Source organism: Sphingopyxis sp. OAS728 (assembly GCF_014873485.1).
Classification (GTDB): Bacteria; Pseudomonadota; Alphaproteobacteria; order Sphingomonadales; family Sphingomonadaceae; genus Sphingopyxis.
Window position 1 is genome coordinate 3,084,631 of record NZ_JADBDT010000001.1, and the last position, 13,756, is coordinate 3,098,386.

General features: G+C 67.1%; 11 protein-coding genes and 2 tRNA genes. 4 read left to right on the forward strand and 9 right to left on the reverse strand.

The window, feature by feature from the left end; all coding sequences use genetic code 11:
* Window positions 1-273: 273 nt before the first annotated feature.
* The gene (locus GGC65_RS14630; RefSeq protein WP_192647836.1) at window positions 274-2,478 is read left to right on the forward strand and encodes a type I secretion system permease/ATPase; all 2,205 of its coding nucleotides are present in this window, start codon (window positions 274-276) and stop codon (window positions 2,476-2,478) included.
* A complete protein-coding gene (locus GGC65_RS14635; protein ID WP_192647837.1) occupies window positions 2,475-3,947 on the forward strand; it encodes an HlyD family type I secretion periplasmic adaptor subunit in 1,473 nt (490 codons plus the stop codon). Before GGC65_RS14630 ends, GGC65_RS14635 begins: the two co-directional genes overlap by 4 nt.
* Before the next feature lie 9 nt (window positions 3,948-3,956).
* On the opposite strand, the gene GGC65_RS14640 is transcribed toward GGC65_RS14635, so the two are convergent.
* The 6 genes from GGC65_RS14640 to GGC65_RS14660 form a co-directional block, all read right to left on the reverse strand.
* Window positions 3,957-4,031 (reverse strand) — tRNA-Glu (locus GGC65_RS14640).
* A 50-nt stretch (window positions 4,032-4,081) separates the two neighbouring features.
* Window positions 4,082-4,157: transfer RNA gene (locus GGC65_RS14645), tRNA-Glu, on the reverse strand.
* A 93-nt stretch (window positions 4,158-4,250) separates the two neighbouring features.
* Window positions 4,251-6,017: a single-stranded-DNA-specific exonuclease RecJ gene (gene recJ, locus GGC65_RS14650; protein ID WP_192647838.1), complete on the reverse strand. Its 1,767-nt coding sequence runs from the start codon at window positions 6,015-6,017 to the stop codon at window positions 4,251-4,253.
* Window positions 6,014-7,528 carry a PH domain-containing protein gene (locus GGC65_RS14655; protein ID WP_225940828.1) on the reverse strand — a complete coding sequence of 505 codons (1,515 nt, stop codon included), beginning with the start codon at window positions 7,526-7,528 and terminating at the stop codon, window positions 6,014-6,016. Before GGC65_RS14655 ends, recJ begins: the two co-directional genes overlap by 4 nt.
* Entirely contained in the window at window positions 7,525-8,055 is a 531-nt protein-coding gene (locus GGC65_RS23420; RefSeq protein ID WP_225940829.1) for a PH domain-containing protein, read from the reverse strand. Before GGC65_RS23420 ends, GGC65_RS14655 begins: the two co-directional genes overlap by 4 nt.
* Window positions 8,056-8,080: 25 nt before the next feature.
* Window positions 8,081-10,042, reverse strand: coding sequence for an alkyl/aryl-sulfatase (locus GGC65_RS14660; protein WP_192647839.1), 1,962 nt, complete (start codon window positions 10,040-10,042; stop codon window positions 8,081-8,083).
* 65 nt (window positions 10,043-10,107) lie between these two features.
* On the opposite strand from GGC65_RS14660, the gene GGC65_RS14665 reads away from it, so the two are divergent.
* Window positions 10,108-10,593, forward strand: a complete 486-nt coding sequence (locus GGC65_RS14665) for a flavodoxin family protein (protein WP_192647840.1) — start codon at window positions 10,108-10,110, stop codon at window positions 10,591-10,593.
* Between the two features lie 4 nt (window positions 10,594-10,597).
* Here the strand turns inward: GGC65_RS14665 and GGC65_RS14670 are convergent, their stop codons facing one another.
* Both GGC65_RS14670 and glpX read right to left on the reverse strand, forming a co-directional pair.
* A complete protein-coding gene (locus tag GGC65_RS14670; protein ID WP_192647841.1) occupies window positions 10,598-11,350 on the reverse strand; it encodes a hypothetical protein in 753 nt (250 codons plus the stop codon).
* Window positions 11,351-11,411: 61 nt separating this feature from the next.
* Window positions 11,412-12,383, reverse strand: coding sequence for a class II fructose-bisphosphatase (gene glpX, locus GGC65_RS14675; RefSeq protein ID WP_192647842.1), 972 nt, complete (start codon window positions 12,381-12,383; stop codon window positions 11,412-11,414).
* 136 nt (window positions 12,384-12,519) lie between these two features.
* On the opposite strand from glpX, the gene GGC65_RS14680 reads away from it, so the two are divergent.
* A complete protein-coding gene (locus GGC65_RS14680; protein WP_225940830.1) occupies window positions 12,520-12,921 on the forward strand; it encodes a hypothetical protein in 402 nt (133 codons plus the stop codon).
* Here GGC65_RS14680 and GGC65_RS14685 read toward each other — a convergent pair.
* The gene (locus tag GGC65_RS14685) at window positions 12,918-13,748 is read right to left on the reverse strand and encodes a hypothetical protein (RefSeq protein ID WP_192647844.1); all 831 of its coding nucleotides are present in this window, start codon (window positions 13,746-13,748) and stop codon (window positions 12,918-12,920) included. The two genes, GGC65_RS14680 and GGC65_RS14685, sit on opposite strands and share 4 nt — an antisense overlap.
* Window positions 13,749-13,756 lie beyond the last annotated feature (8 nt).

The window sequence follows — 13,756 nt, forward strand, 5'->3', positions numbered from 1 at the left end:
GGTGAAAGCTATCCGTCGCTTGTCGCTGTGGCCGGCTTTGCCGCGCGGCGGCGCGGCGCCGCCAGTTTAGATTAGATTCCATCTAGCCGCTGCCGCGCTTGGCGGATATTCAGAGCCAAGCTAATAGCCGGGGGTTCCATGAAAACATTGAAACTGTACCGCAGTCTAGATGGTGGAATCAGCCCGAACGACTGGTTTTGAGTGGCGCGGTTCCTGTTGCCCGTCCCCCACGCGATCGCCGTCGATTGATAGGATTGCGAGGGTCGCAAACGAATGTCCGGTTTTTCGATAAAGGATGAGGCCGCGCCTACCGGCTCCCCCGCCGATGCCGGCGTGGCTGCCGCGCCGGCATTGAGCCCGTCGCTCGCCTGCTTCGTGCTGCTGGCCAAATTTCTCGGCACGGCGGCGGACCCCAGCCAGATCATCCACGATCGGGGTCGCGGCGACGATCCATGGACGGTCGAGGACCTTGTGCGGCTGGCGAAGCGGCTCGCGCTGATCGCCCGGATCCGTACCGCGCCGATCGGCGACCTGCCCAAGCTTCCGCTCCCCGCGCTCGCCGAATGCCGCGACGGTAGCAGCGTCATCCTGCTCAAGATCGAGGACGCGAGCCTCACGCCGCGTTATCTTGTCCAGCGCGGCGATGCCGAGCGGCCTGAAATCTGGACCGCCGAAGCGGCCGCGCAGAATTTTTCGGGGCGGCTGCTGCTGCTGACCTCGCGTGAAGCGATGGCGGGCGAGAAGCGGCCCTTCGACATCGCTTGGTTCATTCCCGCGCTGGTAAAATATCGCAAACCGTTGCGCGACGTGCTGATCGGCTCCTTCTTCCTTCAGCTGATGGGGCTCGTCTCGCCGATCTTTTTCCAGCTCGTGATCGACAAGGTGCTCGTCCACCAATCCATGACGACGCTCGACGTGCTGGCCTTCGGTCTTACCGTTATCCTGCTGTTCGAAACGCTCATGTCGGGGCTGCGCAACTGGCTGTTCGCGCACACGACGAACCGCGTCGACAGCGAACTGTCGTCGAAGATGTTCCGCCACCTGCTCAACCTGCCGCTTGGTTATTTCGAGGCGCGGCGCGTCGGTGACAGCATCGCCCGCGTGCGCGAACTCGAAAGCATCCGTGAATTTCTGACATCGAATGCCGTTACGGTGGTGATCGACCTGTTTTTCACCATCGTCTTCTTTGCGGTAATGTTCGTCTATTCGCCGTTCCTGACGATGATCGTGCTGCTCTCGATCCCCTGCTATATCCTGATATCGGTCGTCATCTCGCCGCCGCTCCGCGCGCTGCTCGAAGAGAAATTCCGCCGTGGGGCGGAGAATCAGTCGTTCCTCGTCGAAAGCGTGACCGGCATCGGCACGCTGAAATCGATGGCGGTCGAACCGCAGATGCGCGACCGCTGGGAGAAGCTGTTTTCGGGCTACACCAACACCGGATTCGACGTCGCAAAGCTCGCCAATCTCGGCAGCCATCTGATCCAGGTCGTCTCGAAGCTGACGACGGTCGCGATCCTCTATTTCGGCGCGAAGGCGGTGATCGCGGGCGATCTGTCGGTGGGGTCGCTCGTCGCGTTCAACATGCTGTCGGGACGCGTCGCGGCGCCGGTGCTGCGCCTGTCGCAGCTGTGGCAGGATTTCCAGCAGGTGCGCATTTCGGTGGATCGCCTCGCCGATGTGCTCAACACGCCCGCCGAGCCCGAATATAATCCGAACCGCGCCAGCCTGCCGCCGATCGCGGGGCATGTGAGCTTCGACAAGGTGCGCTTTCGCTATCGTCCCGATGCGCCCGAGGCGCTGCGCGGGGTCAGCCTCGACATGGCGGCGGGCGAGATGATCGGCATCGTCGGCCCGTCGGGGTCGGGTAAGTCGACGCTGACCAAGCTCGTCCAGCGCCTCTATGTCCCCGAACAGGGCCGCGTGCTCGTCGATGGCGTCGACCTCGCGCTCGTCGATCCGCCGTGGCTACGCCGCCAGATCGGTGTCGTGCTCCAGGAAAATATCCTGTTCAACCGCACGGTGCGCGAGAATATTGCGCTCGGCGATCCGACGCTGCCGATGACCGCGGTGATCGCGGCGGCAGAGCTCGCGGGCGCCCATGAGTTCATCCTCGCGATGAACCACGGCTATGATACGGTCCTCGACGAACGCGGCGGCAATCTGTCGGGCGGCCAGCGCCAGCGTATCGCGATCGCGCGCGCGCTCGTGAACGATCCGCGCATCCTGATCCTCGACGAAGCGACCTCGGCGCTCGATGCCGAGAGCGAGGAGATCATCCAGACGAACCTTGCGAGCATCGCCAAGGGACGCACCGTGATCATCATCGCGCACCGGCTGTCGGCGGTCCGCCAGTGCGACCGCATCGTCACCGTCGAAGCCGGCGAAGTGACCGAGGAAGGAACGCATGAGGAGCTGCTGCGTGCGCGGGGCCGTTATGCCCAGCTTTATGCCAAGCAGATGGGAGTGACCCAGCCATGAGCCTTGGCGAACGTTTTGCGACCCGCTTTCCGGCGATCGCCCGGCATGTCGCGATTTTCAGGGCGAGTTGGCGGATGCAGGATGCGGCCGAGGCGAACGCGCGGCCGCGGACCGACCATGAATTCCTGCCCGCCGCGCTCGAGATCATGGAAAAGCCGCCGAGCCCGGGGTGGCGCTGGCTGATGCTGTCGCTCGCCGGCCTGTTCACGATCGGGCTCATCTGGTCGTTCGTCGGCAAGGTCGACGTCATCGCGACCGCGACCGGCAAGGTCGTGCCGTCGGGCAATGTGAAGGTGATCCAGCCGATCGAGATCGGCTATGTGCGCGCGATCCATGTGAAGAACGGCCAGCATGTGAACGCCGGTGACCTGCTCGTCGAGCTCGATCCGACGCTCGCCGGCGCCGACGCGGCACAGGCGTCGAGCAATCTGCTGACCTCGGAAGTGGTCGCGGCGCGCAACGCGGCCTTGCTCGGACATCTCGGCGGCGGCAAGGGGGCCTTTGCGGCGCCGGCGGGGACGAGCGCCGAAGTTGTCCGCACCCAGCAGCAATATGTCCGCAGCGCCATCGCCGAATATGAAGGCGAACGCGCCAGCCTCGTCCAGCAGCGCGCCGAACGCAGTGCCGAGCTCGCCGGATCGCTGGCCGAGATCGCCAAGCTCGAACGTACGCTGCCGCTCGTCGACCAGCAGCTCGCGGCACGGCAGGAACTGTCCGAGAAGGGCTATTTCTCGAAGATCCGTCTGCTCGAATATGAGCAGCTCAAGGTCGAGCATGAACAGAATATCGAGGTCCAGCGCGCGCAGGCGGCGCAGGCGCGCGCCGCAATCGGCAATATCGACGCGCAGCTGATGCGGCTGCGCGGCAGCTTCGGCAAGCTTGCGGTCGCCGAGCTGTCCGAAAGCCAGGAGAAATCGGGGCTGGCGCGCGAGGAAGTCACCAAATCGGCGCGGCGCGCGGCGTTCCAGCAACTCCGCGCGCCGGTGTCGGGCACGGTGCAGCAGCTGGTCCTCAATACGATCGGCGGGGTCGTCCAGCCCGCGCAGCCGCTGATGATTATCGTCCCCGACGATGCCGAGGCGGTCGTCGAGGCGCATATCCTCAACCGCGACATCGGCTTCATCCGCGAGGGGCAGGCGGTGCGCGTCAAGCTCGAGGCGTTCCCGTTCACCGATTACGGGATCGTCCCCGGCACCGTCGAGAGCATCAGCCGCGATGCGATCGACATGCCCGCGCAGGGCGGCGAGGCGAAGGGCGAACGGCCGAGCGGCCCGCCGCCACCGCAGGGCCTCGTCTATTCGGCGCGCATCCGGCTCGCGCAGCGGACGATCCGCGTCGGGAGCCGCGACCAGCGCATCGGTCCGGGGCTCGCGGTACAGGCGGAGATCAAGACGGGCGAGCGGCGGATCATCCAGTATCTGCTGTCGCCGATCGCGCAAATGGCCGACGAAGCGGGGCGCGAGCGCTAGCCCGCCTGCTGGTGACCCCTACGGGAATCGAACCCGTGTTTCAGCCGTGAGAGGGCCGCGTCCTGACCGCTAGACGAAGGGGCCGTGTGGGTCGGAAATTTGCGGAAAAGGGAGCCGACCGCTCCCGGAACCGATGGTGACCCCTACGGGACTCGAACCCGTGTTTTCGCCGTGAAAGGGCGACGTCCTAGACCGCTAGACGAAGGGGCCGTCTGATCGGTGAAGCGGCGCCTTAGACGGGCCTTCCGGAACGGTCAAGCGGACCTGCGCAAAAATATTGCGCCGCGGCGGATCGGCCAACTGCTAATCGGCCCAGGCGGCATCCTCCAAATGGAGTTCGGCGGCCGGCCGGCTGCCCCAATCGTCGCGTTTTGCACGGCCCGCGAGCCATAATTTACGCCCGCGCGCGTGCAGCAGCGCCTGTCCCAATTCGCTCTCGGCGCTGCGAAACGCGACCGCCTTGAACCGTGCGCCGTCGTCGCCCGACACGATCAGGCGGACATGGTCGGTGCCGACGATCCCCGATTCGACGATCCGCACCGGGCCGGTCGCAACGCGCGGTGCGGGCCAGCCGGCGCCATAGGGGCCCGCGCTCTCGATCGCGTCGCACCAGAGCGGGTTGATACCGCGCGGCGCGAGCACCGCGTCGATCAGCAGCGACTTGTCGCCGCTTGCGCGCTCGACATCGGTGGCGAGCCGGTCGTTGAGGTACGCGCCGAGCGCGTCGACCTTGTCGGCGGCAACGGTGAGGCCGGCGGCCATCGCATGCCCGCCGCCCGCGACGAGCAGGCCGGTTTCTTTTGCGGCGAGGATTGCGGCGCCGAGGTCGACGCCATTGATCGAGCGCCCCGATCCCTTGCCGACGCCATCCTCGTCGACCGCGATGACGATTGCGGGGCGGTGTAACCGCTCCTTGAGGCGCCCCGCGACGATCCCGATCACCCCCGGGTGCCAGCCCTGTCCGGCGACGATCGCGACGGGGGCGTTGCCGCACGCCGCGCTCGCCTCGATCGCCTGGTCGAGCACCGCCGCTTCGATCGCGCGCCGCTCTTCGTTCAGCCGGTTGAGTTCGACGGCGATATCGGCCGCCTCCTGCGGGTCGCTCGTGGTGAGCAGGCGCACGCCAAGGTCGGACTTGCCGACGCGGCCGCCGGCATTGATCCGCGGCCCCAGCGCAAAGCCCATGTCGCTCGCGCTCGGCGGCTTGGTGAGCCGCGCCGCGTCCATCAGCGCCGCCAGCCCGGTGTTGCCGCGCCGCGCCATCACCTTCAGCCCTTGCGTCACGAGCGCGCGGTTGAAGCCGGTGAGCCCCGCGACGTCCGCGACCGTGCCGAGCGCGACCAGATCGAGCAGGTCGATCAGCGCGGGCTCGTCGCGCGTCGCGAAGAAACCGCGCGCACGCAGTGTGCGCAGCAGCGCGGCGCCGAGCAGGAAGGCGACCCCGACCGCGGCAAGATTGCCGTGGATGGCCGCATCGGGTTCCTCATCGAGCCGGTTCGGGTTCACCAGCGCCAGCGCGTCGGGCAGGGTGGTCGCGCACTGGTGATGGTCGACGACGATCACCTCGACCCCCGCCGCCTTGGCTTCGGCGATCGCATCGAACGCCTGCGCGCCGCAATCGACGGTCACGACCAGCTTCGATCCCGCCTCGCCGATCTTGACCAGCGCCGCGCCCGACGGGCCGTATCCTTCCATCAGCCGGTCGGGGATATACGCCCCCGCAGGCAGCCCCAGCCCGCGCAGCAGCCGCACGAGCAAGGCGGCCGAGGTCGCGCCGTCGACGTCATAATCGCCGAAGATCGTCACCGCCTCCCTGCGCTCGACCGCATCGGCGAGCCGCGCGGCGGCGGCGTCCATGTCGCGGAACAGCGACGGGTCGGGCATGAAACCGCGCAAGGTCGGCGTGCGCTGGCGGTCGAGGTCGTCGCGCGCCACCCCGCGCGCGAGCAGCAATTGCGTGACCAGGTCGTCGGGCGCGAGATTTTCGGACGCCATGTCGGCGCTCGCGCGGCGCCAATGCCACGGCTGGCCCTTGATCGAGTGCGTAATCCCGAGTGCCGTCTCGCTCATGACCGCGCCCTCGCGGCGAGGATGCGGGTACGAAGGTCCTGCGCGGCGGCGAGCGGGATCGCGGGAATCTCGTGCGTTGCGAGCGAACTACCGCCGGGCACGCCGAACACCAAAGTCGCGAGGCCGAGCGGGCGCAGGATGAAATCGCTCTTGAGGTCGACGCTCTGCACCGACGCGTGCGGCAGCAAGGTCATCTTGGGTTTCCACGCCCCGCGCCGGATCGCGACCTGTTCGCCAAGGTCGGCCCAGCGATGGAAGCGCGCCGCCCAGAAGGCGATGAGCGCGATCAACGGCGCCGCGACCAGCCCGAGCCAGCCGACCGCATTGCCCAGATAGAGCGCGACCCCGCCGCCGATCGTCGCGCACACAGCGCCGATGATCGGCCCGAGCGCGACGATGCGGTGACTATGCTGCCACGCTTGGCCGGCGCCGGGGCGCCTTATGGCGACCTCGGCGAGCACCGGGTCGATCTCGCCCAGCTTGGCGAAGGGTACGACCTGATGGTCGCGTTCCTTCTCGCCGTCGCTGGCGAGGCTCTGCAGGCGCAGTTCGTGCCAGCCGAAGCGCTGGCGCAGCCAGCCGGTGACGAGGATCGCCGCCTGCACGCGCTTCACCGGCACCGCGACGTCGGTGCGCGTCGTGAGCCCGCGGGTACGGCGCAGCGTGCGGGGCTCGCGCGTCAGCCGGAAATCCCAGTTCGCGAAAAACATCGTCGCGATCCCGCTCGCGAATCCGATCAGCAGCAGCGACAGCGCCGCACCGACCCCCGCAATCCAGCGATGCGCGAGCAACCACTGGTCGAGCCCGTAATCCTCGGCGATATCGATCCAGTCCATCGGGTTGAAGACGTTGAAATCGAACGGCAACAGTCCGTCGAAAAACTGCATGCCTGCACCGACGACGGCTAGCGCGGCGAGCGAGAAGTTGAACAGGCCGGCGATCAGCAACTGGCGCGGCGTCATCGCGAACAGCAGCCGGTCCTCAGTTGCGGGAGGCGCCTCGGGCGCATCGGCGGTTGCAACGGGTGCCGGCACCTCGCCGCTGCGATGCGCGCGGATCGTCGTGCGCAGCGCCTGCGCCGAACCCAGCGCGATCGCGTCGAGGCTCGCGTCATTCTCCTTGCCGCCCGCGCCCGTTTCGAACCCGACCTTGGCGATGCCGAGCGCGCGCGAGACGAGCCCCTGTTCGATACTGACGTCCTGGATGCGGTCGAAGGGGATGGTGCGGTGCTGGCGGGAAAAGACGCCGCTTTCGATCACCACCTCGTCGTCGCCGACGAGGAAGCGGAAGCGCAGCCACTGGAACCACGCAGCCGCCAGCGAGATGAGCAGAAAGGCGCCGATCGCGGGGACGATCCACAGCCAATTGCCCGTAAAGCCGAGGGCGGCGACCGCGGGAAGGAACTGCAACGACCGCGGCCCCAGCTTGACGACCGCCAGCGCCAGCGTTGCGGGGTGCAGCCGCTGCCAGTCGGGTTCGGCTTCGGTCGTCATGGCGACGGCGTCGCTCATGCGAAATCGGTCTGGATATGGCGGCGGATCGTCTCGCGCATCGCGGCGGCAAGGTCGCTGTGCAGCCCCGGCAGCGTCACCGTGCTGTTGTGCGTGCCCGACGTGTGGACGATCAGGTGCGACAGCCCGAACCAGCGTTCGATGGGCCCCTGCCCGACGTCGATGTGCTGGACGCGCACAAAGGGAACGATCGTGTCGGTGCGGAACAGCCAGCCGCGCGCGACGCGGAGCTGCCCCTCGCCGATCTTGTAGCCCCAGCGCGACACGCGCCGCGACGGGAAGGAGACGATCACCACGATCGCGATCAGCCACGCCGCCGCGGTGATCAGCCCGTACGGCCCCTCGATTTGCCGGATCAGCAGCGCGTCGAACACGCTCGCGCCAATCGCGAGCGGGATCAGGTTGAGCGCGGTGGCGACGCGCAAAACCTGCGCATAGGCGGGCGCGACCGGGTCGAGCCCCTCGGCGGCATTGAGCGCATCGGGGGCGAAGGGATCGGTCGGGGCCGCGGCAGGGATGTCGGTCATGTTCCTCCGTTAGTCGTTCGGGCCATCAGGGCACAACCACATTGAAGCGCGGGTCGACGGGCGGGTGCAGCGCGAACCACGACAGGAACGCCATGCGGTCGCCGTCGATCCTGATCGCGCCCGACTGGATCAGCGCGGGGAATTGCGCGCGGCCCATCATCGCCTCGTCGAGGATCGTGCGGTCGATCGTCACCGTCGCGGTCGGCGCGGCGTCGGTCACGCCATAGCGCGGGAATTCGACCCCGCCTCCGACGACCACCGCGACCGTCTCCTTGCTGTCGGGCAGCACGAACTGGAACGTCCCTTTGATGGCGCTCCCCTTCGCGGCATCGAACCGCGTCGCGAGCGCATCGAAAAACACCGCGGTCGGGATCGCGCTCACAAAGCTGCGGCTCTGCCCGTTGCCGGTCGACGCCTCGACGGCATTGCCGCGCAGGCTCGCCGCACCGGCGAGATAATAGTTTCGCCAGGCACCCGATTCGGCCTGATAGCCCATCTGGTCGTACGCCGACGCCAGCGCCGCGCGCGCCTCCTTATTGTCCGGCTGCGCAAAGACGAGCTTGTTGAGCAGCTCGGCCGCCCAGCGATAATCGCCCGCCTTCAGCGCCTCGCGCCCCGCCGCGAGCAGCTTGTCGGCCCCGCCCGCGAGCGCAACATATTTGGGCGCCGATTGTTCGGGCGGCAGCGGGTTGAAGTTGGCGGGATTGCCGTCCCACCAGCCGAAATAGCGCTGATACACCGCCTTCATGTCGTGGTTGAGCGTGCCATAATAGCCGCGCGTCGAAAAATCCCGGCCCTGCACCGGTGCCTCGGCGGTCTGGTCGGCGAGCTCGTGCAGGGTCGCGCCGCGGTTCGCGAGGAACAGCGTGCGGTCGTGGACGTAACGATAGGCATCGCGCTGGTTCGCCAGCAGCGACGACACTTCGCCCGAGCCCCATGTCGGCCAATGGTGCGACGCCATCGCGACCTCGGCGATGCCGCCCCATTTCAGCAGCATCGCGTCGATCACCTTCGACCAGTGCAGCGCGTCGCGCACCTGCGCCCCGCGAAGGGTCAGAACATTGTGCAGCGTGTGCGTAACGACCTCGGTCGTGTGCAAAGCCTTGTAAGCGGGGATGTAGAAGACGAACTCCGACGGCGCCTCGGTGCTTCCCGCGTCGAGGAAGTCGAACGCCAGCCCGTCGATCGTCAGCGTCCCGCCCTTTTCGCCGACGGTCTCGGTCGGCTCCATATAGCCAACGGTGCCCGACGACAGCTTCGGCCCCAGCCCGGTGTCGACCTGCCCCTTTTCGCCCGGCGGCAGGATCGCACCGAACATATAGAGCGCGCGGCGCCCCATCGCACCGCCCGCCAGCACATTCTCCGACGTCGCTTCTTCCGAAAAGCCGTGCGGCGCGATGATGCGGATTTTCTGCGCCCTGACCTGTTCGGGGGTGACGATGCCGCCGACGCCGCCGAAATGGTCGCTATGGCTGTGCGAAAAGATCACCGCCCTGATCGGCAACTTGCCCGCCTTCGCCTCGACCGTATCGGTGAACAGTTTCCAGCTTGCCGCCGCGGCTTCCTCCGACAGCAGCGGGTCGACGATGATCCAGCCCGACTTGCCGCGGATGATCGTCATTACCGAAATATCGTAGCCGCGGACCTGCCAGATCTTGCCCGGAACGACCTCGAACAACCCGTGCACCGCGTCGAGCCGCGCCTGCCGCCACAGCGACGGGTTCACCGTATCGGGCGCCTCGGCCTTGCTCAGGAACTCGTAGGGGCGCCGGTCCCAAACCGTTTTGCCATTCGCGTCGAGAATGACCCCACCCGGAATTTCGGCGAGCTTGCCGCGCATCACATTGGCTTCGTCGCGTGGATCGTTCAGCGGCAGGCGCCCCGCGATCTCGGCCTGTGCGGTCCGCGTCTGGTCGCTCGCGGCGTCCTGCGCGGTCGCGGCTAAGGGCAGGCTGCTCGCGAGCAGCAGGGCGGTCAGTCGGCGCATGTCATATCTCCCCCATTTGTCGGGGCAGCTTGCGCCGCGTGCCGGGGCTTGGCAAGCATCGGCGCATGACCGACGCGCCGCACCTGCTGATCGCCTGGCACAGCCGTACCGGCGGCAGCGAAGCGCTCGCGCGGGCGGCCGCCGAAGGCGCGCAAACCGCGGCGCTCGTCGCGGTGGCGGATGTAACGCCGGAGATGCTGCTGGCTGCGGGCGGCTATCTTTTCGTCGGCCCCGAAAATCTCGCCGCGCTCTCGGGCGCGATGAAGGAGATGTTCGACCGCTGTTACTACCCCTGTCTCGGCAAGCTCGAAGGGCGCCCCTATGCGACGATCATCTGCGCGGGGTCGGACGGCGAGAACGCCCAGCGCCAGCTCGACCGCATCGCCACCGGCTGGCGGTTGAAGCGCGTCGCCGATCCCATCATCGTGAACACCGCTGCGCAGACCCCCGAAGCGATCCTTGCGCCGAAGATGATTGCCCCCAACCGTCTTGCCGAAGCGCACGACCTTGGCGCCGCGCTGGCCGAGGGCCTCGCCGCCGGAATCTTCTGACGCCTCAGCCATCGGCCGCCGGGCACCCGCGCCAATGATCGGCAAGCGTCGCCTTCCACGCCGCTTCGCCATAATGGGTGCGGATCAGCCGGAGGCGGAAATCGCGATACTCGCTATGGTTGGCCAGCGGCAGCCGCACCTCGAGCAGCACCCCTGATCGCGCATCGAACCACATCGTCCCGCGCCCCGCCGCGCCCGACGCGCGATAGCGGATCGCTGGCCCGCCGAAATGGCGCACCCGCGCGCCGCCTTTCAGAAACATCCGCCCGCGATTGCTGAAATCGAACCCGTCGCCGCGGCTCAGGATCAGCGGCAGGTCAAACGAGAAATCCGCCAGCGCCCCCACCGCCTTGGGCGGATGCGCGGCCATATCGGCGAAGTCGAAATCATAGATGCGCCACGGCGGCCGTGCCGCGATCTCGAAACTCGGCGGCGCGTCGGCCGACCCGATCCGCGCGGCCAGCTTCGTGCCGTCGCCGCTCGCCGTGAGCCAGGCGAACGGTTGCTGCCGCAAATCGCGCGTCAGCCGTCCACCGACCAGCGCGGTCGCCTGCCCCGTCGCGGGATCGAGGGCCGCCGTCACATAAGCCGCGTTGGTGCAACGCGACTTTTCCTTCATCACCGCGACGCGGTCCGGCGCCTCGACAAAGACATGGATATCCTCGGCCTCGCTGCCGTCGCCGTTGGTGCGGCGATAATGATGCAACGGACGCATGTCCGGCCCGGCGAGGCTCGCGGCGATCAGCAGGCTCAACATCACGGGCTCCCAACTGTATTATGAAATTAATACAGTTGGGACAGGTCCGTCAACCCGGTGGTCAGTGCGCGCGATGCTCGCCCTTAACCCAGCGCACGGTGCCCGACGAGGCGCGCATCACGACCGTTTCGGTCGTCATCATGCCGTCGCGGCGGCGCTTGACGCCGCGCAGCAGCGATCCGTCGGTGACGCCGGTCGCGGCGAAGATGACATCGCCGCTGGCGAGGTCCTCGAGGTCATAGACGCGGTCGAGATCGTCGATGCCCCATTTTTTCGCGCGCAGCCGTTCGTCGTCGTTGCGGAACAGCAGGCGGCCCTTGAACTGGCCGCCGACGCAGCGCAGCGCCGCCGCGGCAAGCACGCCCTCGGGGGCGCCGCCCGATCCCATATAAATGTCGATATTAGTCTCGGGGTTGGTCGTCGCGATCACGCCTGCGACGTCGCCGTCGGGGATCAGCGCGACGCCGCAGCCGATCGCGCGCAACTCGCTGATGATCGTCTCGTGGCGCGGGCGGTCGAGCACACAGACGATAATCTGTTCGGGCTTGCAGCCCTTTTCGCGCGCGACGGCTTCGACATTCTGGCGCACGCTATTGTCGAAATTGACCACATTGGCCGAATAGCCGGGGCCAACCGCGAGCTTGTCCATATAGACGTCGGGGGCGTTGAGGAGGCATCCCTCTTCGGCGATCGCGAGCACCGCGAGCGCGTTGGGGCCCGCCTTCGCGGTGATCGTCGTGCCTTCCAGCGGGTCGACCGCGATGTCGATCTTGGGGCCTTTGCCGGGAGCCATCCCGACCTTCTCGCCGATATAGAGCATCGGCGCCTCGTCGCGTTCGCCTTCGCCGATGACGATCGTGCCGTCCATATAGAGCGTGTTGAACGCGGTGCGCATCGCCTCGACCGCGGCGGCATCGGCGGCCTTCTCGTCGCCACGTCCGATCAGCTTCGCGGCAGCGATCGCCGCGGCTTCGGTGACGCGCACCATTTCGAGTACGAGCACCCGGTCTAGGTTGCTGCCGGTATCCGTCATGTCTGCTGCTCTCCGTCTTTGGTCTTGCCTTGGCGCCCCGGTCGGGCATGGTGGGCGCCATATGGTCGCACGCCCCGCTTGTCGAGGATACTTCGCCCGATTCGGAGCCGCTCTCGCGACGGCCTGTGTCATTGGCATGACGGCGCCCTCGGCCGGCGCGCAGATGGTTGGGCCACCAGCACCCCCGCCCCCCAAGTCCAAAGCCGACGAGGCGGCCGCAAAGGCCAAGGAAATGGTCGACCCGATCAAGCGCTGCAAACCCGCCGACGACGGCTCGATCAATGTGTGTGGCACCGACACCGAACGCCATCGGCTGTCGCCCGAACTGCGCGCGATCGCGAACGAGGGCCGCGAGGCGCCGCCGAAACTGCCGCGCGCCGAGGCGAAGGCGATGAGCCTCGACAAGCTCCCCTATAGTTGGATGTCGCTCGGCGGCCGGGCGAAACCCGGCCCCGAATATAATGAGCAGTTCGAAGCCATGAAGCGCGCGACCGACCCCGAAACGGGCACCCCGGCGGCGCCCGAAGAGGAGCCCTAGGCAAAGACCTCGGCCACCGTCGCTGCGGGTGCGCTTGCGCGATAGAGGCCGGCCGGGATCAATATCTGGCCCAGGAAATAGAGCGCGAAGAGCAGGACCCAGCCGAGGCTCATCACCGTTTCGGCGAGCCCGCCGGGCGCGCTCGCGATGATCACCGCGCCGTGCGCGACCAGCAACCCCGCGCCGAGAATCCCGAAGACCGCGCCATATAGAAGGTAAAAGCCGAAGAGGCGCCATTGCGCCGTGCGTGTGCGCCGCCACGATTCGGCGAAAGCCGATACCGGCTCGAGCGTCCCGCGTTCGCCCATGATCGCTCCGGCCAGGCAAAATCTCGTACCGATCCACGATCCGGCGAGCGCCGTCAGCAAGCGATGCGCCTCGAACAAGGGCGTGCCATATATCTGGCCGAAGCCGTCGAGGCCGACCAGAAGCAGGATCGGAAGCGTGGTCAGAAGGCCGAATCCGATGCCGAGCAACAGGTTGGCGAGCAGATAGGCGAAGCCGGCAACCATCCCGTACATGATTTCCGAAATATAGCCCTCGCGCATTTCGGCGAGAATGCCGTTCCACGCCGCGAGCATCGCCCCCGCGACGATCGCGGCGACGATTCCGAGTAGATAGAGCGGTCCGGTGATCGAGCCGCCGACGCGATACGACCAGGGATCGGACAGGATCGCCATCGCCGTGCGCAAGCTGAAGATCGGTTCGCTCGACAGCAAAAGAAAAGGCACCACGACGCCCAGCAGGACATAGGCGGCCAACATATTGCGATGCTCGACAGCCAGCGCCCGCGCCTCGGCCAGCCCGCGTCCGATTGAAATATCCATGATGCCCC

What these genes read in the sequence shown, in the direction of transcription:
- GGC65_RS14630 (WP_192647836.1), top strand. Translation starts at nt 274, where the DNA reads ATGTCCGGTTTTTCGATAAAGGATGAGGCCGCGCCTACCGGCTCCCCC.
- GGC65_RS14635 (WP_192647837.1), top strand. Translation starts at nt 2,475, where the DNA reads ATGAGCCTTGGCGAACGTTTTGCGACCCGCTTTCCGGCGATCGCCCGG.
- recJ (WP_192647838.1), bottom strand. Translation starts at nt 6,017, where the DNA reads ATGAGCGAGACGGCACTCGGGATTACGCACTCGATCAAGGGCCAGCCG.
- GGC65_RS14655 (WP_225940828.1), bottom strand. Translation starts at nt 7,528, where the DNA reads ATGAGCGACGCCGTCGCCATGACGACCGAAGCCGAACCCGACTGGCAG.
- GGC65_RS23420 (WP_225940829.1), bottom strand. Translation starts at nt 8,055, where the DNA reads ATGACCGACATCCCTGCCGCGGCCCCGACCGATCCCTTCGCCCCCGAT.
- GGC65_RS14660 (WP_192647839.1), bottom strand. Translation starts at nt 10,042, where the DNA reads ATGCGCCGACTGACCGCCCTGCTGCTCGCGAGCAGCCTGCCCTTAGCC.
- GGC65_RS14665 (WP_192647840.1), top strand. Translation starts at nt 10,108, where the DNA reads ATGACCGACGCGCCGCACCTGCTGATCGCCTGGCACAGCCGTACCGGC.
- GGC65_RS14670 (WP_192647841.1), bottom strand. Translation starts at nt 11,350, where the DNA reads ATGTTGAGCCTGCTGATCGCCGCGAGCCTCGCCGGGCCGGACATGCGT.
- glpX (WP_192647842.1), bottom strand. Translation starts at nt 12,383, where the DNA reads ATGACGGATACCGGCAGCAACCTAGACCGGGTGCTCGTACTCGAAATG.
- GGC65_RS14680 (WP_225940830.1), top strand. Translation starts at nt 12,520, where the DNA reads ATGACGGCGCCCTCGGCCGGCGCGCAGATGGTTGGGCCACCAGCACCC.
- GGC65_RS14685 (WP_192647844.1), bottom strand. Translation starts at nt 13,748, where the DNA reads ATGGATATTTCAATCGGACGCGGGCTGGCCGAGGCGCGGGCGCTGGCT.